At 43.6% G+C, this 20,810-nt stretch carries 17 protein-coding genes; 9 read left to right on the top strand and 8 right to left on the bottom strand.

Going from position 1 to position 20,810, the window contains the following annotated elements:
• Window positions 1-15: 15 nt before the first annotated feature.
• The 3 genes from gyrA to ACZ5O6_RS03825 all read right to left on the bottom strand — a co-directional run bounded on the left by gyrA (window position 16) and on the right by ACZ5O6_RS03825 (window position 5,235).
• A complete protein-coding gene (gene gyrA, locus ACZ5O6_RS03835) occupies window positions 16-2,610 on the bottom strand; it encodes a DNA gyrase subunit A (RefSeq protein WP_447091053.1) in 2,595 nt (864 codons plus the stop codon).
• A gap of 278 nt (window positions 2,611-2,888) precedes the next feature.
• On the bottom strand, window positions 2,889-3,197 hold the full coding sequence (locus ACZ5O6_RS03830) for a YjiS-like domain-containing protein (protein ID WP_447091054.1): 309 nt from the start codon (window positions 3,195-3,197) through the stop codon (window positions 2,889-2,891).
• 448 nt (window positions 3,198-3,645) lie between these two features.
• The gene (locus tag ACZ5O6_RS03825; protein ID WP_447091055.1) at window positions 3,646-5,235 is read right to left on the bottom strand and encodes a DUF3612 domain-containing protein; all 1,590 of its coding nucleotides are present in this window, start codon (window positions 5,233-5,235) and stop codon (window positions 3,646-3,648) included.
• Window positions 5,236-5,394: 159 nt separating this feature from the next.
• On the opposite strand from ACZ5O6_RS03825, the gene ACZ5O6_RS03820 reads away from it, so the two are divergent.
• The 8 genes from ACZ5O6_RS03820 to yddG all read left to right on the top strand — a co-directional run bounded on the left by ACZ5O6_RS03820 (window position 5,395) and on the right by yddG (window position 15,547).
• Window positions 5,395-7,587: a malate synthase G gene (locus ACZ5O6_RS03820; protein ID WP_447091056.1), complete on the top strand. Its 2,193-nt coding sequence runs from the start codon at window positions 5,395-5,397 to the stop codon at window positions 7,585-7,587.
• 26 nt (window positions 7,588-7,613) lie between these two features.
• The gene (locus ACZ5O6_RS03815) at window positions 7,614-9,212 is read left to right on the top strand and encodes an isocitrate lyase (protein ID WP_447091057.1); all 1,599 of its coding nucleotides are present in this window, start codon (window positions 7,614-7,616) and stop codon (window positions 9,210-9,212) included.
• Between the two features lie 378 nt (window positions 9,213-9,590).
• Window positions 9,591-10,952 carry a TRZ/ATZ family hydrolase gene (locus tag ACZ5O6_RS03810; RefSeq protein ID WP_447091058.1) on the top strand — a complete coding sequence of 454 codons (1,362 nt, stop codon included), beginning with the start codon at window positions 9,591-9,593 and terminating at the stop codon, window positions 10,950-10,952.
• A 64-nt stretch (window positions 10,953-11,016) separates the two neighbouring features.
• Entirely contained in the window at window positions 11,017-11,739 is a 723-nt protein-coding gene (gene ubiG, locus ACZ5O6_RS03805; protein ID WP_447091059.1) for a bifunctional 2-polyprenyl-6-hydroxyphenol methylase/3-demethylubiquinol 3-O-methyltransferase UbiG, read from the top strand.
• Between the two features lie 244 nt (window positions 11,740-11,983).
• Window positions 11,984-12,655, top strand: a complete 672-nt coding sequence (locus tag ACZ5O6_RS03800; RefSeq protein WP_447091060.1) for an HAD family hydrolase — start codon at window positions 11,984-11,986, stop codon at window positions 12,653-12,655.
• Between the two features lie 23 nt (window positions 12,656-12,678).
• A complete protein-coding gene (locus ACZ5O6_RS03795; protein WP_447091061.1) occupies window positions 12,679-13,431 on the top strand; it encodes a YciK family oxidoreductase in 753 nt (250 codons plus the stop codon).
• A 352-nt stretch (window positions 13,432-13,783) separates the two neighbouring features.
• Window positions 13,784-14,638 carry a PA4780 family RIO1-like protein kinase gene (locus ACZ5O6_RS03790; protein ID WP_447091062.1) on the top strand — a complete coding sequence of 285 codons (855 nt, stop codon included), beginning with the start codon at window positions 13,784-13,786 and terminating at the stop codon, window positions 14,636-14,638.
• 24 nt (window positions 14,639-14,662) lie between these two features.
• Window positions 14,663-15,547 carry an aromatic amino acid exporter YddG gene (yddG, locus tag ACZ5O6_RS03785; RefSeq protein WP_447091063.1) on the top strand — a complete coding sequence of 295 codons (885 nt, stop codon included), beginning with the start codon at window positions 14,663-14,665 and terminating at the stop codon, window positions 15,545-15,547.
• Between the two features lie 29 nt (window positions 15,548-15,576).
• Here the strand turns inward: yddG and ACZ5O6_RS03780 are convergent, their stop codons facing one another.
• From ACZ5O6_RS03780 to ACZ5O6_RS03770, 3 genes are all read right to left on the bottom strand, one after another.
• The gene (locus ACZ5O6_RS03780) at window positions 15,577-16,137 is read right to left on the bottom strand and encodes a YaeQ family protein (protein WP_447091064.1); all 561 of its coding nucleotides are present in this window, start codon (window positions 16,135-16,137) and stop codon (window positions 15,577-15,579) included.
• Window positions 16,138-16,223: 86 nt separating this feature from the next.
• On the bottom strand, window positions 16,224-16,841 hold the full coding sequence (locus ACZ5O6_RS03775) for an FKBP-type peptidyl-prolyl cis-trans isomerase (protein ID WP_447091065.1): 618 nt from the start codon (window positions 16,839-16,841) through the stop codon (window positions 16,224-16,226).
• A gap of 172 nt (window positions 16,842-17,013) precedes the next feature.
• Window positions 17,014-17,922, bottom strand: a complete 909-nt coding sequence (locus ACZ5O6_RS03770) for a DUF547 domain-containing protein (protein ID WP_447091066.1) — start codon at window positions 17,920-17,922, stop codon at window positions 17,014-17,016.
• A gap of 94 nt (window positions 17,923-18,016) precedes the next feature.
• Between ACZ5O6_RS03770 and arfB the strand changes: the two genes are divergently transcribed.
• Window positions 18,017-18,421 carry an alternative ribosome rescue aminoacyl-tRNA hydrolase ArfB gene (arfB, locus tag ACZ5O6_RS03765; RefSeq protein ID WP_447091067.1) on the top strand — a complete coding sequence of 135 codons (405 nt, stop codon included), beginning with the start codon at window positions 18,017-18,019 and terminating at the stop codon, window positions 18,419-18,421.
• A 15-nt stretch (window positions 18,422-18,436) separates the two neighbouring features.
• Here the strand turns inward: arfB and ACZ5O6_RS03760 are convergent, their stop codons facing one another.
• Window positions 18,437-19,981 carry a cryptochrome/photolyase family protein gene (locus ACZ5O6_RS03760; protein ID WP_447091068.1) on the bottom strand — a complete coding sequence of 515 codons (1,545 nt, stop codon included), beginning with the start codon at window positions 19,979-19,981 and terminating at the stop codon, window positions 18,437-18,439.
• Window positions 19,982-20,023: 42 nt separating this feature from the next.
• Complete coding sequence (locus ACZ5O6_RS03755) at window positions 20,024-20,809, bottom strand: SDR family NAD(P)-dependent oxidoreductase (RefSeq protein WP_447091069.1); 786 nt, start codon at window positions 20,807-20,809, stop codon at window positions 20,024-20,026.
• Window position 20,810: the final 1 nt, after the last annotated feature.

Genomic DNA, 20,810 nt, shown 5'->3' with positions numbered 1-20,810 from the left:
ATAAACAGTTAGGGCTTATTGATTTTCAGTCTCTGCATCAGATTCAGAGTTATCGACATCGGCATCATCGCTTTGGATAGATTCAATACGCTCAACACCCATTAAGTGTTCATTATCTTTCACTTTAATAACGCGTACACCTTGCGTATTTCGGCCAGATAAAGACACCTCATCTGCACGAGTGCGCACTAAAGTACCTTGGTCAGAAATCAACATAATTTCATCGCCATCAAATACCTGCACGGCACCGACAACCTTACCGTTACGCTCACTGGTTTGCATCGCAATCATGCCCTTACCTGCACGCCCTTTAGTTGCGTATTCACTAACATTGGTACGTTTACCAAAACCATTTTCACTAACCGTAAGGACTTTACCGTCTTCAGCCGGAATCACCATTGAAATTACTTCATGCACAATCTCGCCGCCTTCAGGTAAGCGAATACCACGTACACCACGAGAAGTACGACCCATTGAACGTACATCGTTTTCGTTAAAGCGAACCGCTTTACCTTCTGATGAAAACAGCATGACATCGCTATTACCATTAGTCACCGCTGTACCCACAAGGTGATTATCGTCCTCAAGATCAATCGCACGTAAACCGCTAGTGCGTGGACGCGCAAATTGCGTTAGTGGGGTTTTCTTAACCGTACCGTTGGCGGTTGCCATAAAAATAAAGTGGTCTTCATCGTATTCACGTACTGGCAAGATAGAAGTAATACGCTCATTATCTTCCAGCGGTAGTAGGTTCACCATAGGGCGACCACGAGATTGACGACCTGCTAGAGGAATTTGAAACACTTTTAGCCAATACACTTTGCCGGCATTGGTAAAGCACAAAATCGTATCGTGCGTACTAGCAATCAATAAATGTTCAACAAAATCTTCATCTTTAACCGAGGTTGCTGCTTTACCTGTACCACCACGACGCTGCGCTTGGTAATCTGACAATGCTTGGGTTTTCGCATAACCGCCATGAGAAATGGTTACTACGCGATCTTCTTCGGTAATTAAGTCTTCAATCGTTAGGTCGCGTTTAGAACTTTGAATATCAGTACGGCGCTCATCGCCATAATTCTTTTCAATTTCTTCCAGCTCTTCACGAATCACTTCCATGAGACGTTCTGAGCTACCTAAAATCTCTAAAAACTCAGCGATTCGCTCAACCTTTTCTTGGTATTCGTCGAGCAGTTTATCGTGCTCCATTCCGGTTAAGCGATGCAGACGTAATTCTAAAATGGCCTGTGCTTGTGCGGGTGATAGATAATATTCATCACCACGTAAACCGAACTCCTCACCCAAACCTTCTGGGCGACAGGCATCAGCACCTGCGCGCTCTAAAAACTGCATCACTGATGCGGCTTTCCAGCCACGAGTTAACAAACCTTCACGTGCATCTGCTGGGCTAGCAGAGTTTTTGATCAGACTAATCACTTCATCAATATTGGCAATCGCTACCGCAAGGCCTTCCAAAATGTGGCCTCGTTCGCGAGCTTTACGCAGCAAATAAATGGTGCGACGCGTGACAACTTCTCGGCGGTGACGTACAAAACATTCCAATAATTCTTTAAGGTTTAATGTCTTCGGTTGACCATCGACCAAGGCCACCACGTTGATCCCAAACACGCCTTCCATCTGTGTTTGCGCATAGAGATTGTTAAGGACGACATCGCCTATCTCACCACGCTTTAGCTCAATGACCACGCGAATGTCTTTTGTCGATTCGTCACGGAGCTCAGAAATACCTTCGATTTTCTTTTCTTTTACCAGCTCAGCAATACGCTCGATCAGCTTTGCTTTGTTAAGCTGATAAGGGATTTCCGTAATGATAATAGTTTCTTTATTGGTTTTATCGTTGCGCTCGACATGCGCTTTGGCACGAATATAAATACGCCCGCGCCCTGTACGGTAAGCCTGCACGATACCCGCACGGCCATTAATTGTTGCCCCTGTCGGGAAATCTGGGCCAGGAATAATCTCCATTAACTCATCAATCGTGATGTCGTTATTATCGATAAATGCGATGCAACCACGCACGACTTCTTTCAAATTATGTGGTGGGATATTAGTCGCCATGCCGACGGCAATACCCGACGAACCATTGACCAATAGGTTAGGGACTTTTGTTGGCAAGACTGAAGGGATTTGCTCAGAGCCGTCGTAGTTGGGCTGAAAATCGACCGTTTCTTTTTCTAAATCGGCTAATAGCTCGTGCGCTAGCTTCTTCATGCGAATTTCGGTGTAACGCATTGCCGCCGCACTATCGCCATCAATCGAGCCGAAGTTGCCCTGACCATCAATTAGTGGGTAGCGTAATGAGAAATCTTGCGCCATACGTACAATCGTATCGTAAACAGCAGAATCACCATGCGGATGGTATTTACCAATCACATCACCCACAACACGGGCAGATTTTTTATAGGCTTTATTCCAATCGTTGTTTAGCTCATTCATCGCAAACAATACGCGACGATGCACAGGCTTAAGGCCATCGCGCACGTCGGGCAAGGCACGCCCTACGATCACGCTCATTGCATAATCAAGATAGGATTGCTTGAGTTCGTCTTCAATATTAACCGGAGAAACGTCGTGTGCTAAGTCGCCCATAAAAAGTGCTGCCTGCTTTTATCTTTATTAGTAATACTTTACCAGTACTAACAGTAAGTACGAATGATGAGTAAGGGTGAATATCTACTTTTGCAAACAATCGATAAACGCTTGTTTTATTTAGAAGAAAACCACCTCACGAAAGCCGACAATAGTAACATAAATTCATTGTAGATAGTGTGAATTAGGTCAGCTTAGAAGGAAGAATCAAGATGTTCAGATCGTTAAAAAGAGCCTCCCTGCTCTTTTGATGATTCGCAGTCCGTTGCTATCAGTTATTACGGTCCAGAGCGGCCGTTTCTTAGTAGCTGCCTTCTTCTTGCAAGAAACGCTGTTTTAAGGCGCGCCTGACGACGATGACTATTCACTAAAGCGATATTTGCATTGGCACGATCTGATTCCAAGGATACCAATTCCTGCCCCTCAGTAAGACGAAAACCAATATCCGCCAACAAATGAGGATCCAGACGTTGCATCTCCTGCTGAAATTGTGCACGCTGCCTGCGTTCACGCAATACAGCCAGCAAGGCAAGCACTACTTGAAAAAAAGACTGGGGCAATGAACGACGATTTTTTACTGCCAACATAATATTCTCCTAAAAAATAATAGAAGACCGTTAACATGTCGAGGGCTGATTTTAAAAGGGATTTTTTAAGACAGTGACCGCGACAAGTTCCGCGGTCAAAGTAAAGAAAATTGCTATTGCATTAGACACGCGGGAATCGTCATCCACCAAATTCGCTTGGTGGCGACTGTATGATACATTGACTTAATCAGGGTCACTGCGATTGCAGAGATTAATGATAAGTATGTGTTCATTCGCGTAAAAACCTTAAACAATGACAATAATTAATGTGTTGCCAATCAATTGAATCAAATCATAAAAAAGATTAACCCATGACTAATAGCAACTCTTTAATTATTACCGACTCAGCCCAATAAATCCAGTGAAAAATTGCTTTTATTGAATCTATTACCAATCATCAAAAACTAACCAAAAAACGGGGAAGCTAAACCTATTAGCGGGGCGAGACTTATCCAAGTTCAGTATTTTCTATAATTTGCTGACGAATATCTTTCATGCTCAATGAGGGCTCTAATGGTTCAATTCCTGCCGTACATTGCACGTCTCTTGGGCACAATCCGCCGCGCGGACAAATCACAATTGCATCATGCCTAAGTCCACGCTCAATCCAGCTAATGTTCAAAATGCGACCTACGCGACTTAACTCTTTTTTACAATTTGCAGGGATAGGCGCTTCTCCACCGCCTTTTAAGCAACTGGACTTGATACTTTGTGCAATTTCCTGAGGGTTAATCCCCTGAGAAGCCAACGCGGGATTTAGATCAATACCTACACATAAAACATGCGCGTTGCCTGCCAAGTCGGTAGTACATATAGAATCGCAACAATAAATAATATCCTCATCACCTTTACGCAAAATAGAAATTTGCGCTTTAGGTGTATTGGTATCTGCAGCAAGCACTCGAAACAACGACCAGTGCGGGCAAGGATCTTGTATAGGCCGCATATTACCGATAGGCAACGGGATGCCATTGCCACGATAAACCGCCTTAAGTCTACCGGGTGGATAAGCATCAAAGAAGTGCCAATGCGGGTAAGGAGACACCGATGTCATTCGGCGCATATACGCAGCGGGAGAAACACCTAGTGCCGTATTAGCATCAATGGCGTAAACCGTTTTATTAAGATGTTGCTTAAAAGGTGTTTTAGGACAAAGTAAAGCACTCGCAAAAAAGCTACACTCAAAGTCTCTCCATGCCTGTAAAATTTCAGTCGAATCGATTGTCATTGATTCATGCAGCTCACTGGTTTCTCTCAATGTGCGTCCAATCAATCCATGACCAACCGCATGAGTACTTGATAAACCATCTTTTCCATAAAGTACGTAGTGCGCTACGTGAGTCGCCAAGTCAAATTTCAAACGCTCAGGATGATCTTTAAGTAATTCATTTGCATAAATCACACCTGTCGGCTCATAAAATGAACGAATGAGTGTGTTCGTGGTTTTATTAGCTTCATCAGGAATACTATCCGGCTCACGACTAAACCACTTAATACGCATTCCCATCTTTTTGATCAAGTGATTTAAATCATCCAAAGCCATAGGCATTTGCTTACGCCCTACACTCTCGGCTGCTTTTTCAAGATCCGGAAAATTATTCTGATGATACTCTTGGTGTGAGCGAATCAATAAATGAGCAAATTGCTGCCCTGATGTTCCTGTCTGCGACAGCATTTCTGGTAACGCACTTTGTAAATGCTGCTTTGAAAATAAAAACTCTGGCTCTAACGCGACACCGGCTATACCGCCTTTCTTTTGCTGGCTATTAATAATCACCGCTTTGTCGGGCGATTCATCCAAAAACCAATGTAAATCTTTCTGAAAAACTTCTGCAATCACTTCTAGCATTGCTTCACTGGGTATGCGCTTACCATTTTCTATCATCGACAAATAAGAGACCGACGGGGCGCTATTTGCATCTATTTGCACGCAACGCACCGAAAGGTCTTCCATAGTGAGGTTATTGCGCTTTCTGAGATTGCGTATCTTAGTTCCCAGAAAATGACCTTTACGTAAAAGCGATGTTTTTTTATTCATTTTGTAAAATTAACACTGTGAAATTTTAATTGTGAAATTATATAACCATCTAACCTAGAATACTATCAAGTACTCAAATCAAACAACATTGTGTAGATCAAGTACTTAACCCAGAGACTCTTTTACTAGTCAATTTTATAAGCAACCGAGGCAGGTACCATGGTGGATGCAGCATCAACGATAGAGCAAGAATTAATCGTCAATTCGGCATTTCGTCAATTTATAGAAGACGAAGTGCTTCCACTCACAACAATAACAAGCGATCAACTCTGGCAAGGCGTACGACAGATCATTGAAGAGTTCACCGCAGACAACAATAGCTTGCTAGAGAAGCGACAGCAGCTACAGCAAAAGATTAATGACTGGCATCAAAGCAATAACTATCGCACGACTGATAGCGCTGATTATAAAAACTTCTTAAAGGACATAGGCTACCTCGTCGATGAGGGGGAGGATTTCACCATTGAAACCGCCAATATCGATGATGAAATTGCCATTATGGCTGGCCCACAACTCGTTGTGCCCCTAAAAAATGCACGCTTCGCTTTAAATGCAGTCAATGCTCGCTGGGGTAGCTTGTACGATGCTATTTATAGTAGCGATATCATCCCAAAGACTGGCAAGTTAAAAGAGTACGAAACCTACAATCCATTAAGGGGCGGTGAGGTGGTGCGCTTAGGCCGTGAATTTCTTGATGACCATTTTCCTTTAGCGGGTGCGGCCTCTCATAACGATGTAACGCTATATCAAATTTATTACCAAAACTTTATCGCGGTTTTAAAAGATGGAACCTACGTAGGCTTGTCAGATTCAAAACAATTTGTCGCTTATAACGGATCGAAAAATTCACCTCATGAAATTATTCTTAAAAATAATGGCCTACAAATTAACCTTTGTATTGCGCCAACATCAACAATAGGTGCCTTAGATGTTGCTGGCATTGAGGATATACGTATTGAGTCTGCTTTAACAACGATTATGGATTGCGAAGATTCCGTTGCCGCCGTTGATAGCGAAGATAAAATCGAGGTATATCGCAATTGGCTAGGCTTAATGACGGGCACACTAAGTACTTGCTTTATCAAAGAAGGCCGCACCGTGATGCGCTCTCTGCAGAGAGACCGCATATTCACCGGAAGAGATGGAGATGCTTATTATATTCGCCGCCGCGGCTTAATGTTTATTCGTAATGTTGGCCACTTGATGTCAATTGATACGATCAAGGATGCCCAAGGCAATACGATTCCCGAGGGCATTCTTGATAGCATTTTCACTGCACTCATTGGCAGTATTGATTTAAAAAATACCGACAAGCGTATCTCGAATAGTAAAACTAACAGTATTTATATTGTTAAACCCAAAATGCACGGCCCCGAAGAAGTCGCTTTCACTTGCCGTTTATTTTCAAGAATAGAGCAACTGTTAGATATGCCGGAACATACTATAAAGCTCGGCATTATGGATGAAGAACGCCGCACATCAATAAACCTCAAAGCTTGCATCCGCGAGGCAAAAAATCGCTGTGTATTTATTAACACCGGCTTTCTTGATCGCACCGGTGATGAGATTCATACCAGCATGGCCGCAGGCCCATTCTTACCCAAAGAAGATATTAAATATCAATCGTGGATTACTGCCTACGAAAACCGTAATGTCGATATTGGTTTAGCTTGCGGGTTATCGGGGCGCGCTCAAATTGGTAAAGGTATGTGGCCAAAACCTGATGCCATGTCAGACATGATGGCAAGTAAAAAAGCACACCCTTTATCAGGTGCGAACACCTCATGGGTGCCTTCTCCAACAGCAGCAACGTTACACGCTATCCACTACCATCAAGTCGATGTATTTGCCGAACAGGTTTCTATCCACAATAGAGAAAAAATACATTTAGATGAGATGCTGAAATTGCCATTACTCGATAGAACACTCTCTATAGAAGAGATCGAGAGAGAGCTAGAAAATAATATCCAAGGCATTTTAGGTTATGTCGTACGCTGGATTAATCAAGGGATTGGCTGCTCTAAAGTGCCCGACAATAATAATATTGCACTAATGGAAGATAGAGCGACTCTGCGAATTTCTAGCCAACATATTGCCAATTGGTTACATCACGGTATATGTACAGCAGAGCAAGTATCGGCAATTTTGTATCGTATGACTACCATCGTTGACGAACAAAACAGACGCGACCCTACTTATATTCCTATGGGGCCAAAGCCCGAAGAAAGTTTCGCATTCCAAGCAGCAAGAGATCTTATTTTCTTAGGAAAGAATCAGCCTAACGGGTACACCGAGCCACTATTACACCAGTATCGAATAGATGCAAAAAAGTTACTCAATCAATCAATTTAACAAAATAACACGAAGAGAGAAAAATAATGAATCACTACACACAAACCATTAATCTTATCAATGAAATTAAAGAAAAGAATGGCTCACCTTGGTCTGCCATCAACCCCGAAAGTGCGGCAAGAATGAGACTACAAAATCGTTTTGCCACCGGTCTTGATATTGCCAAATACACTGCCAATGTTATGCGCCAAGACATGGCAAACTACGATAATGACTCAAGTCAGTATACTCAATCACTAGGTTGTTGGCATGGATTTGTTGGCCAACAAAAAATGATCTCAATCAAAAAGCACTTTAAATCGGTAAAAAGAAACTACTTATACTTATCAGGTTGGATGGTCGCTGCATTACGTTCCGAATTTGGCCCTCTACCCGACCAATCTATGCATGAAAAAACATCTGTTCCCGCATTAATTGAAGAGCTTTATACTTTTTTGAAGCAGGCTGATGCATGGGAATTAAACCACTTATATCGAGATTTAGACCACGCTTCCAGCACAGGGAACAACACAGCCAAAGCCCATGCTTTAGAAAAGATAAATAATTTTGAAACACATGTTGTACCTATTATTGCGGATATTGATGCTGGCTTCGGCAACGAAGAAGCCACGTATTTACTCGCTAAGAAAATGATTGAAGCAGGTGCTTGCTGCATTCAAATTGAAAACCAAGTATCAGATGCAAAACAATGTGGACACCAAGATGGAAAAGTCACCGTACCTCACGAAGACTTCCTCGCTAAAATTAATGCCGTTCGTTATGCATTTTTAGAACTGGGAGTAAATGATGGCGTTATTGTCGCTCGTACCGACTCTCTAGGCGCCGGTCTCACACAAAAAATTCCCGTATCACAAACAGAGGGCGACCTTGCTTCACAATATAACGCATTTATCGAAACGACTGTCGTACGGTCACCTGCAGATCTTGATGAAGGCGACATGGTATTAAAACAGGGAGACAAGTTAGTTAAACCTGTTCGCCTACCTAACGGACTTATCAAATTTAAAGAAGGCACCGGCGAAGATCGCGTAGTGCTTGACTGTATTACATCATTACAAAATGGGGCTGACCTATTGTGGATTGAAACAGAAAAGCCTCATGTAGGTCAGATTGCTAGCATGGTTGACCGTATTCGAAAAAAGATCCCCGATGCAAAGCTTGTTTACAATAATTCTCCGTCATTTAACTGGACAATGAGTTTTCGCCAACAGGTCTTCGATACTTGGTCAACAAAAGGGCGTGATGTATCAAGCTATGATCGTCAACAATTAATGAATGCCAAATACGACGAAACTGAATTAGGCAAAGCGGCAGATAGTAAAATACAAAACTTTCAAAAGGATGCCGCCAAGCATGCCGGTATTTTCCACCACTTAATCACTTTGCCTACATACCACACAGCCGCGCTATCAACAGATATATTAGCGCAAGGTTATTTTGGCGACGATGGCATGCTCGCTTACGTCAAAGGTGTTCAGCGCCAAGAAATACGTCGCGGCATTGCCACCGTTAAACATCAAGATATGGCGGGTTCTAATCTCGGTGATGATCACAAGCAGTATTTTTCCGGTGAAAAGGCATTAAAAGCGGAAGGAGAAGACAACACAATGAATCAGTTTGCTTAATTACTAACTAACACGGTTATCCATCTAAATAAGAGCCAATGGAATGGCCTATTTAAAAAGCACATTGCCTAAAAGCATCATTACTCGGCGTGTATTTTGAGCTAAATTACGCTCACAGAACAGAAAAGCAGACTATTTATTCAATAACTCTTGGCAACAGTGACAGGTTTTTACTCCTGCAAAACCTGCATTCCCTATTTCCATGTAGGTCAAGCTGCGGCTAGACCTATAGAATATGTTTATAGTGTATTACTGAAGAAATAGTCTGTGTTTTGTTCAATGTTTTAGAATCCGCCACGGGTATCAGTATATTTTGCCAGTCATTTACCGTTAAAATAGCGCGTAAATTCATTTAACATTACTGGCTACCGTTTCCTCATGTCTTCTAAAACGCCATCTCAAACCACACCCCATCAAACAGTATTGGTGCAAAACGTTGATCTTATTGTACATGCAAAATGGATCATCCCCGTTGTGCCCAAAAATACCGTACTGAACGATTGCGCAATCGTGGTCGACCAACAACGAATTATCGCCATCAAACCGAGTGACAATATTCATACACGCTATAGCGCCACAGAAGAATATCGCCTCCACAACCATGTATTGATGCCGGGTTTAATTAATGCACACGGCCACGCCGCCATGACGTTACTGCGTGGTTACGCCGATGATTTAGCACTAGACACTTGGCTAAACGACCATATTTGGCCCGCCGAAGCACAGCACGTTTCTGCCGAGTTTGTACGCGATGGTGCGGAGCTGGCCATTGCCGAAATGATTCGCAGCGGCACGACCTGTTTCTCGGATATGTACTTTTTCCCGGAAGAAACTGCTCAGGCCGCTCATCATGCAGGTATGCGCTGCCAAATTACTTTTCCTATTTTTGATTTTCCCTGCGCTTGGGGGAATGGCCCCGATGACTACATGAGCAAAGGGTTAGCACTCAGAGATGACTACCGCAATCATGACCGCATCTCCATCATCTTTGGTCCGCATGCACCTTATACCGTTGGGGACGATACCTTTAGCCGCATTGCCAACCTAGCCCCTGAAATACAAAGCGGCATTCAAGTACACCTACATGAAACACAAGGCGAAGTGGATAACGCCGTCAACGAGTCAGGCAAACGACCCATTCAACGACTCTATGATTTACAGGTACTCACTCCCACCACCCAATGCGTTCATATGACCGCCATTAACGACGACGATATTACCCTATTACAAAAAACCGGCGCACATGTTATTCATTGCCCCGAATCTAACCTCAAATTAGCCAGTGGTTTTTGTCCAGTAGACAAGTTAATAAAAGCAGATGTTAATGTGGCACTGGGAACCGATGGCACCGCAAGCAACAACAACTTGGATATGTTTGGCGAAATGCACACCGCCGCCTTGCTCGGCAAAGCCGTTGCCAAAGATGCTGCCGCCGTTAGTGCACAACAAGCTATTCAAATGGCAACCATCAACGGGGCAAAAGCGATGGGAATAGAGAACGATACAGGCAGCCTTGAAATCGGTAAATATGCCGACATGATTGCTATTCAACTCGACGATATTGAGCACGCACCATTACACGACATCACATCGCACATCGTCTATACCCACAACGGGCACCGTATAAGTCATAACTGGGTGAATGGCCAACTACTTATGAAAGACCGAGAATTAACGACACTCAACGCAAAAGATATCGCTAACAAAGCGCGACAATGGCAAGAAAAAATCGCACCTTAAATAAGTATCGAAACAGGCATAAAAACACCCAAGCCTTATATGATGAACACATAGGATTTCAGGCATGACCGACAACTCAGGTGACAATAAAACAAGCAATGTTGACCCCCAAGAAATTGCTAAATTTGAAGCCCTAGCTAAACGCTGGTGGGATAGAAATAGTGAATTTAAACCCCTGCACGATATAAACCCTCTGCGGGCTAACTTTATCGATGCCCGCTCTCCTGTTGCCGAACTCAATGTATTAGATGTGGGCTGTGGCGGTGGAATTCTGAGTGAATCACTCGCACAACGCGGTGCTCAAGTAACCGGCATCGATATGGGAGAAGCCCCACTCAGTGTTGCACGACTCCATAGTTTAGAAAGTGGTGTCACCATCAATTACCGACAAATCACCGCGGAAGCACTCGCCGAAGAGCAACCAGAGAATTACGATATTGTGACTTGCCTCGAAATGCTTGAGCATGTACCCGATCCTAGCCAAGTGATCCAAGCCTGCGCCAATCTCGTTAAGCCAGGCGGCGATGTGTACTTTTCAACCATTAACCGCAATCCTAAAGCTTATATGTTTGCTATCCTTGGTGCGGAATATGTACTTCAATTATTACCCAAAGGCACCCATGAGTACTCAAAGTTTATTAAACCTTCGGAGATGGCTCAGTGGGCTCGCGCGGCAGGCCTTACATGGAAAGAAATCACGGGAATGACATACAATCCACTCACCAAAAAATATCGTCTAAATTCCGATGATGTGAGTGTGAATTACCTTGTTCATGTAAAGAAATAACGCACTATAAATAACATATGGAAACCTCTGATTAACCGTCATTCCGGCGCATGCCGGAATCTATTCATAGTTAATTTATGGGGATTTCGGGTCATGCCCGGAATGACAAAAGCGGTTGATCAGAGATTCCCATGGATTCCAAATCAAGTTTGGAATGACGGAAAGTTTATATGAAAGGTTTTATCACCCATATCGACCACTTATTGCTTGCTGCTTCTAGCCTATGACTGATGAATGATGATTTATGACTGTAAAAGCCGTTTTTTTTGATTTAGACGGTACACTGCTAGACAGTGCGCCGGATTTTTTTAACACCATGCATCAATTGATGGATGAGTACCAACAGCCCCGTGTTGATGAAGCCCTTATCCGAGCAACAGTGTCTGATGGCGGTCGCGCGCTCACCACACTTGGTTTTGGCTTACAGGTCGGTGACGACGGCTTTCATGAACGACATCAACGCTTACTCGATATCTATGAACAACATATGGGTAAACACTGCGTATTGTTCCCGGGCATGGATGTTTTAATTCGCCAACTCAAAGGCGCGCAACTTTTCTGGGGTATTATCACCAATAAACCAGCGCGATTTACTGACCCTATTTTAGAGCGATGTGATCTCCCCGCACACCCTAACCTTGTGCTCTGCCCCGATCATGTAAGCAAACCCAAACCCGACCCAGAAGCCCTATTACTGGCATGTAAAAAAGTGGGCTGCCAACCAGAAGAAGCCTTATATATTGGTGATCACCAACGCGATATTGACTGCGGCATTCGTGCCGGCAGCCCCACCATTGCGGTCACCTTTGGTTATACCAAACCCAGTGACGACATCGCTGCTTGGAACGCCGATTATATTGCCCATAATAGCGATGATATTTGGAGCATCGTTAATAAAAGAATAGAGAATAAATAAAACAAATAACAGGAAAGCGATTAATGAACGACTGGAAAAATTTCACACCCACTAGCAGTACACTCAATGGAAAAATTGTTGCTGTGACGGGTGCCGGTGCTGGTATTGGCCGCACACTTGCAAAAAGTTTTGCAGCCTACGGTGCCACCGTTATTTTACTTGGGCGCACCGTTGAAAAACTCACCGACATCTATGACGAAATAGAAACAGACCACCCGACAGCACCACAGCCAGCCATAGTCCCCATCGATTTTGAAAGTGCCACCGATGCCGATTATCAAACACTGCACGACAGTATCGCTAGCGAATATGGACAACTTGATGGGTTGGTACATTGCGCTGCTGAATTAGGCGCGCGCACCTCGATTGGCAGCTACCCCGTTAACGTATGGGAAAAATTAATGAAGGTAAACGTCACCGCACCGTTTGCTCTCACAAAATACCTGTTACCACTATTACAACAAACAGAATCAGCCTCAGTCATTTTTACCAGTTCCAGTGTCGGTTTACACGGCCGCGCCTACTGGGGAGCCTATGCAGCATCAAAAGCCGCACTCGAAAATATGATGCAGACCTTGGCCGATGAATTAGATGAAACCAGTGCTATTCGTGCTAACAGCGTTAACCCCGGCGCAACACGCACAGCCATGCGCGCGCAGGCTTTTCCTGCTGAAGACCCCAGCACAGTGAAACCCGCCGACGAGCTAATACCGCTATACTTATATTTACTTAGCCAAGAAAGCCGTACCATTAGTGGGCAACAATTTTCTTACTAGACATGACGATCAAAGTAAGATGGCGTCATTCCGGAAAGCGCTTTTTGCTTATCCGGAATACAGTGGTTTCAGGCTCTGACTGATACCGAGTCAAGCTCGGCATGACGGCATTAAATGACGATAAGCTGCGCCAACGGCAATAGCAGCCTCACAGTGAACAGACGACATGAAAATCAAAACAAGATAACGTCATTCCGGAAAGCGTTTTTTGCTTATCCGGAATCCAGTGAATTCAGGCTCTGACTGATACCGAGTCAAGCTCGGTATGACGGCTGGGATATTATTCCGGACAGTGATGGAATCAAGCTCGGTATGACGGTATCAAGTAACGAAACAGCAGTGAACACTCATTATGAAAATACCCAAAAGAATTCAACCATTAGTCGACGATGGATTAGTTGATGCTGTATTAAGCCGGTTGATGAGCGGCAAAGAAGCCGATGTTTTTATTGTGCGCTGCGGTGACGAAATACGTTGTGCTAAAGTCTACAAAGAAGCCGTAAAGCGCAGCTTTAAAAAAGCCGCGCAATACCAAGAAGGCCGAAAAGTGCGCAATAGCCGACGCGCACGCGCCATGGAAAAAGGCTCTAAGTTTGGTCGTAAGCAACAAGAAGAAACATGGCAGAATGCCGAGGTAGATGCCTTATATAAACTCGCCCGTGCTGGTGTAAGAGTGCCACAACCTTATGGTTGTTTTGATGGCGTGCTGCTGATGGAACTTGTCACCGACGACGAAGGTAGCGTCGCACCACGACTCGGTGATGTCAGCATGTCGACGGAACAGGCCGAAGAAGACCACGCAGTAATGATGCACTACGTGATGCGTATGTTATGTGCCGGTGTGGTACACGGCGACTTATCAGAGTTTAATGTACTGGTCGACGATTATGGCCCTGTGATTATTGATTTGCCACAAGCGGTCGATGCCGCCGCTAACAACAATGCGCAAGCCATGTTAACTCGCGACATCGAAAATATGAAAAACTATTATGGACAATACGCACCGGCATTATTAGACACCCATTACGACAAAGAAATGTGGGATTTATACGAAGATGGCGAATTACATCCCGATTACGTACTCAGCGGGCAATACATCGCAGACGACAATGAGGCAGATGTCGATGCTGTACTTGAAGAAATAAAAGCCGCACTCGCCGAAGAGGAAGCACGCCTTGAGCGTATTCGTATCGCCAATGAAGAATAACGGCACGTTAAGCACGGCTTCATTATGAACCCATATTCTATTGCAACATTTATTGGCTCTATTTCTATTATTTTATGGGGTACTCTCGCTTTATTGACCAAACTAACCGGCGACCAAATCCCTCCGTTTCAAATGATGGCGATGACATTTGCTATTGCTTTTTTCTTAATGAATATACGTTGGTGGCTTAAAGGACATAAGGGTATACAGTTTATTCGGCAACCCTTACTCGCGTGGTGTATTGGTATTGGCGGCTTATTCGGCTATCACTTTGCGTATTTTAAAGCGATGACACTAGCGCCCGCTATTGAAGTCAGCCTTATTGCGTATTTGTGGCCGTTACTGATTGTTCTCTTATCATCATTATTACCTGGTGAATCATTTAAAGCGCGTTACCTGTTGGGTGCAACACTCGCACTTTTTGGCTGCTGGTTACTCATTAGCCCTAATTCAAATAGTTTTACTTGGACATATATCGAAGGCTATATAACGGCGTTTATGTGTGCATTAATTTGGTCATCTTACTCGGTGCTCAGTCGATTGGTAAAAACTGTGCCGACTGATGCCGTCGGATGGTTTTGCGGTGTCACTGCATTGCTCGCACTTATCTCGCATTTACTATGGGAAGAGACACGCTGGCCAACAGAAACTATCGCATGGCTAAGCATTATTGGCTTAGGTTTAGGACCGGTAGGCATTGCCTTTTTTACGTGGGACTATGGCGTAAAGTACGGCAATATTCAGCTATTAGGCACACTCGCGTACAGCACACCATTAATTTCTGTCGTATTACTAGTACTCGTCGGTTTTGGGGAGGCGACCAGCACACTCGCCATCGCGAGTCTGCTGATTGTGGTGGGTTCATTAATTGCAGGATTAACTAAGCCTAAAATAGCAACCAAAAACTAGGGACTGTTAATCCGCTTTTTACCGTCTCATTACCTGCTTTTATCCTGCAAGGTGCGGTATTGCAAATCACAGCTATGATTGTCGGAAGCAAGAGTATCAATGGAAAAGTGTAAATTATTGTCTGTAATGGTCAGCGAGGCAGACAAAGTTCGTTCAACTAACTGCGCCAATTGCTGAACCTGCTCCCACTGAAATTGATAAACGGACACGGATAAATTTGCAAAGTCGACTTGGTGTTTGGCCCACCAACTCTCTGATTTATGGTTAAAACTGTAAACCAAAACCTCCTGAGCGCGACGTGCCGCTTTTTTAATACGATCCACTGCGGGCTCGCCGACATCAATCCATGTCAGTAGCTGATCATCTAAACTTTTTACCCACAAATCTGGCTCATCGACTGCAGATAAACCCTTGGTAAAGCTCAGCCCCTCTTGTTGCGCAGACAGACAAAATGCGAGCACTCTCACCATCATTCGCTCAACCGTTTCTGAAGGGTGCTGTGCAACGGTCAGTGGTAATTCTTCGTAATAGTCACGGTTAAAGTCAGACACCATCAACGTAAATTTATAAATCGTTGGTTTTAATGCCATAAATACTCACTCTTCAAAAAATAATGGGGATAAAAAAAGTGCGCCATTGGCGCACTTTTCAATCAATCACAATATAGCAACGCAAGTTAGACAATCGCTAATAATTCCAATTCAAAGACGAGGGCTTGATAAGGGCCGATAGCGCCACCAGCACCACGCTCGCCATAGGCAAGATTGTAAGGAATATATAATTTCCATTTACTGCCTACAGGCATTAACTGTAGCGCTTCCGTCCAACCAGCAATCACACCGTTAACTGGGAATTCTGTCGGCTCATTTCGGCTATACGAACTGTCGAATTCTGTACCATCGATTAATGTTCCGCGATAATGCGTGCGTACGGTAGAGCTCGCACTCGGTAATTCACCGTCACCCTGAGTAATAATTTCATACTGTAAGCCAGTGTCGGTCACATGAATATCATCACGCTCTGCGTTTTTTGCTAAAAAAGCTTCGCCTTCGCCAGCGGCTTCTTTGGCTTGTGCGTCTTGTTGCTCTTTTACACGCTCTTGGATAACGGTAAAAGCCGCATTAATATCTTCATTAGATACAATGTTTTTTTCGCCATTAAACGCATGACGTAAGCCTGCCAAGGCGGCATCGAGTGATGCACCATCAAACATGCCTTTTAGCTGATCACCCATTTGCAAGCCAATACCATACGACGCTTGCTCTTCTAAGGTGCTAGGTTGAATATCGGACATAAATACCTCAATAATTGGTCAATAAGAAAAAGTAATTCCATCTAAGGCGAGCATTAAACACCAAACAACCAAGAGTTGCCATGAATAGTTATTCATCAAAGCCAATCAAGAGTGGCGGTAAATATTCGCTAAAACAGGTATGGGGGTGGCAAAAAACCACTATAGAACCGCTTTATTCCACCAACCAATCATTCAATTGCCAGTCATAAGCATAACGAAAATAAGGTTGATTAAGCTGATCAAGCACTGCGATTAGCTCAGCGTTCGCATACTGCCGCACATGTTGTAGTACACCGTTAGCTGAGTGATTAAAGTCTTCTTGGTACCAATCATAAATTTTTGACAGAGTGACTTTTTGAGCCTCTACAGATACACCCCGAGGATGGTTAATATAATCACGCGCAGCCTGATCTAATAACTGTTCTGTATTATCGGCGGTAAACGCTTGCGCTAATAAATTAGGGCAAGATAAGCTCGCACAATTAACCCCATAGTGAATACGAGGGTCATCATAGATAGGACGCAAAATACCGTGTTCGATATCATTGAGAGACAACAGTTGATTGTTAATCGTTAATATTTCATCATTCCAAGGGCCGAAACTAAAAAATCCTCCCCCCACTTTTGTTATAGAACTGACGGGATAATGCTTAACCATTAATTGAACCGTGGCAGCATTATATAAATTTAACCAATAAGCCTTTTGCTCGTTACGATTAAGCGTAAGAGGATCAATAGCAAGTAACTTACCCATATACTCTTCAAGCAATGTTGGCTGCTTTTTGCCAAGCGCTTGTGTGCGAGCCTCTTGTTGAGTAGCTTCTGCTTTTAACCCTGAATAGTTAACATAGGTTTGCGACAATGCATCCGTAACAAGATAACGATCTAACACAGCCTGCCATAGGCCATGATCAACCGATACCCTGCTTGATTCGTCATACGCTTGCCATTCGGGCAATAAGACTTTTTTAGGTGCTGCAATAGCATTCATACTCATACCTGCAACAGCTAAAAACGACAGCGCCAACCAATATTGGCGTTGATAGAAGTAGGCTACGCCCACCATTGAATTTATTAACACCACAACCCCCATCCATTTATTGATTTTCGTATACACTGGCACACGTAGTAATTAAAATAACATCAACGATTCACATAATAGAAAACATCATTAAATGAGCTCGATAAACATACACCCTTCTGAAATTACCTGCTGCGCCATACGCGCTCAAGGTGCGGGTGGGCAACACGTCAATAAAACCTCGACAGCGATCCATTTACAATTTGTTATTGGAGCCTCATCGCTCTCGGAAGTTCATAAAAAACGCTTAGCGGAATATCCCGACTACCGTATTAGCAAAGACGGCATCATTACTATTAAAGCACAGCGTTTTAGAAGCCAAGACAAGAATAGGCAAGATGCCATTGAACGACTACAAGCACTGATTGAAAAAGCCATTCATATACCCAAAAGTCGTCGCCCTACTCGCCCGTCAAAATCAGCCAAACGCAAGCGCACCGATCAAAAAGTAAAACGCGGATCAACCAAGCAACTGCGCAAAAAACCTTCTTTTGATTAACTGGATAATACTGATTTAATCCATTAACGCCGTCATAAATCGCTCGGCATCACTCGCGATTAACTCTACTTTTTCATCTGTCATTTTTGATAAGGTACGATAAGGCATACCTAATCTAGGGTTACTCAACAACTGCTCTTTGTGACGACGTAAAAAGTCCCAGTAAAGATAATTAAAAGGGCACGCACCGTCGCCATTCTTTTCTTTCACGCTGTACTCACAATGCTGACAATAATTAGACATCTTGTTGATATAAGCACCGCTAGAAATATAGGGCTTACTCGCCATAATGCCGCCGTCGGCAAATAAGATCATCCCTGTAACATTAGGCATTTCTACCCATTCATAAGCATCAGCATATACTAGCAAATACCATTCGTTTACCTGTCCAGGATCAACATCCGTTAATAATGCAAAATTGCCCAGCACCATCAAGCGCTGAATATGATGCGCATAACTATTTTTGTACGTATCATCAACGCACTGTTTTAAACAATTCATTTTCGTATCCGCTCCCCAATACAATTCAGGGAGAGAATTACTCGCATTAAGATAATTCATCTCAGCGTAATCGGGCATTTTGTACCAATAAAGACCGCGCACATATTCACGCCAACCAATCACTTGCCGAATAAAACCTTCGACAGAAGACAGCGGCGCGTTACCTGCGTGGTATTCTCGCTCAACACGCTGAACAACTTCTAATGGTTCAAGCAGGCCGCTATTTAAATAAAAACTGATATGCGAATGATAAAGCCACGGACTATCTTGCTTCATGGCGTCTTGATAGTCGCCAAAGTTCAATAGCCGTTCAGTAATAAAATCATCCAGTACTTGTAATGCTTGCTCACGGTTAACCGCATAATGAAAAGAAGACAAGTCACCGAAATGCTCGGGGAATTTTTCTTCAACCAGCATCATGACATCTTTTGTAATATTATCAGGGGGAAATTTTGTCGGCTGTGGCGGCTCAATATGCTTGGGCAGCGCTTTACGATTATCGGCATCGTAGTTCCATGCTCCTCCTTCTGGTTTTTTGGCATTCATTAAAATATCGTATCGCTTACGTACTTCCCGATAAAAATACTCCATACGCAATTGTTTACGTCCGTGTGCCCACTGAGCGAAGTCTTGAGGTTGTGTTAAAAAACGGGTGTCTTCCAAAATATTAACGGGTAAGGATAATTGCTGTTCCCACGATTGCAGCATTTTTAATACGCGATACTCGCCCGGGTAAGTGACTTCAATACTAGAGGGAGAGAACTGCTTCACCGCACGTGCCACTTCAGAGAAAAACGACCCTTGATTGCGCTCATCATCTATCGTGACATAAATAACCGCGTAACCTTGGTTTTTTAACGCTTTGGCAAAATGCCGCATGGCTGAAAACAAATAGGCAATTTTCTTTTTATGATGCTTTACGTAGGTTGCCTCTTCATACACTTCACACATAAAAATAATATCACGCGCTTTATCACATTCGCGCAAGGATGAAATGTTATGACTGAGCTGATCGCCCAAAATAAGGCGTAGACAATTGACAGAAGAAGGGATATTCATATTACATATGACATAGAATGATGTTGAGATGAGTATTAATGGCTATTCAGATATACGCTGTCCATCCCACGCGAAACAATAACCGCTGTCGTCGGCGCTCACGTTATTGATGACATCTAATAAACGCGCGGCTGAATATTCTCGGGTAAATAATTTACCGGCGGGAACATTACGCTGGAAAGGCAAAGACAACTGGGTATCTACGGTACCGGGGTGCAAGCCAATAATAGTGGTTTGTGGCTGAGCGCGAGCCAATTCCACAGAAAAAGTTTTGATCATCATGTTTAATGCGGCCTTAGATGCACGATAGGAATACCAGCCTCCCAATTGATTATCACCAATACTACCCACCCGCGCAGATAATGCCGCGAATACTGCATGATTGCTTTTTCGCATTTTGGGTAAAAAGTGCTTAGCAATTAATGTAGGGCCAATTACGTTAACCAACATATTTTGAGTAATATTATCAGCACCCAACTGCTTAAAGGTTTTTTCTGGGCGTAAGGTGTCGCTATGTAAAAAGCCGGTTGCGACAATCACCCGATCAATAGCCGCTGGTAATTGATCGGCAGCAGCTTTAATAGTCGCCTCATCACTGTAATCCACCGGAAGATGGGAGTACTTATCTGGCTCACGGGTATTCGGTACGTAGAGACTACGTGACAGGCCATAAACGTGTGAGACCTCAACATCACTGAGAAGCTGATCAATCAACGCCTGCCCTATACCTCCAGAGGCGCCAACCACGACACACCGCAAACCTTGCCTTATTGCTTGCTCACCTAATGACATGATGACCTCTTGATAATTTTCTAGTAATAGTGACATA

Source organism: Eionea flava, assembly GCF_055393785.1.
This window is presented reverse-complemented; position numbering and strand designations above follow the sequence as displayed.

What these genes read in the sequence shown, in the direction of transcription:
- gyrA (WP_447091053.1), bottom strand. Translation starts at nt 2,610, where the DNA reads ATGGGCGACTTAGCACACGACGTTTCTCCGGTTAATATTGAAGACGAA.
- ACZ5O6_RS03830 (WP_447091054.1), bottom strand. Translation starts at nt 3,197, where the DNA reads ATGTTGGCAGTAAAAAATCGTCGTTCATTGCCCCAGTCTTTTTTTCAA.
- ACZ5O6_RS03825 (WP_447091055.1), bottom strand. Translation starts at nt 5,235, where the DNA reads ATGAATAAAAAAACATCGCTTTTACGTAAAGGTCATTTTCTGGGAACT.
- ACZ5O6_RS03820 (WP_447091056.1), top strand. Translation starts at nt 5,395, where the DNA reads ATGGTGGATGCAGCATCAACGATAGAGCAAGAATTAATCGTCAATTCG.
- ACZ5O6_RS03815 (WP_447091057.1), top strand. Translation starts at nt 7,614, where the DNA reads ATGAATCACTACACACAAACCATTAATCTTATCAATGAAATTAAAGAA.
- ACZ5O6_RS03810 (WP_447091058.1), top strand. Translation starts at nt 9,591, where the DNA reads ATGTCTTCTAAAACGCCATCTCAAACCACACCCCATCAAACAGTATTG.
- ubiG (WP_447091059.1), top strand. Translation starts at nt 11,017, where the DNA reads ATGACCGACAACTCAGGTGACAATAAAACAAGCAATGTTGACCCCCAA.
- ACZ5O6_RS03800 (WP_447091060.1), top strand. Translation starts at nt 11,984, where the DNA reads ATGACTGTAAAAGCCGTTTTTTTTGATTTAGACGGTACACTGCTAGAC.
- ACZ5O6_RS03795 (WP_447091061.1), top strand. Translation starts at nt 12,679, where the DNA reads ATGAACGACTGGAAAAATTTCACACCCACTAGCAGTACACTCAATGGA.
- ACZ5O6_RS03790 (WP_447091062.1), top strand. Translation starts at nt 13,784, where the DNA reads ATGAAAATACCCAAAAGAATTCAACCATTAGTCGACGATGGATTAGTT.
- yddG (WP_447091063.1), top strand. Translation starts at nt 14,663, where the DNA reads ATGAACCCATATTCTATTGCAACATTTATTGGCTCTATTTCTATTATT.
- ACZ5O6_RS03780 (WP_447091064.1), bottom strand. Translation starts at nt 16,137, where the DNA reads ATGGCATTAAAACCAACGATTTATAAATTTACGTTGATGGTGTCTGAC.
- ACZ5O6_RS03775 (WP_447091065.1), bottom strand. Translation starts at nt 16,841, where the DNA reads ATGTCCGATATTCAACCTAGCACCTTAGAAGAGCAAGCGTCGTATGGT.
- arfB (WP_447091067.1), top strand. Translation starts at nt 18,017, where the DNA reads ATGAGCTCGATAAACATACACCCTTCTGAAATTACCTGCTGCGCCATA.
- ACZ5O6_RS03760 (WP_447091068.1), bottom strand. Translation starts at nt 19,981, where the DNA reads ATGAATATCCCTTCTTCTGTCAATTGTCTACGCCTTATTTTGGGCGAT.
- ACZ5O6_RS03755 (WP_447091069.1), bottom strand. Translation starts at nt 20,809, where the DNA reads ATGTCACTATTACTAGAAAATTATCAAGAGGTCATCATGTCATTAGGT.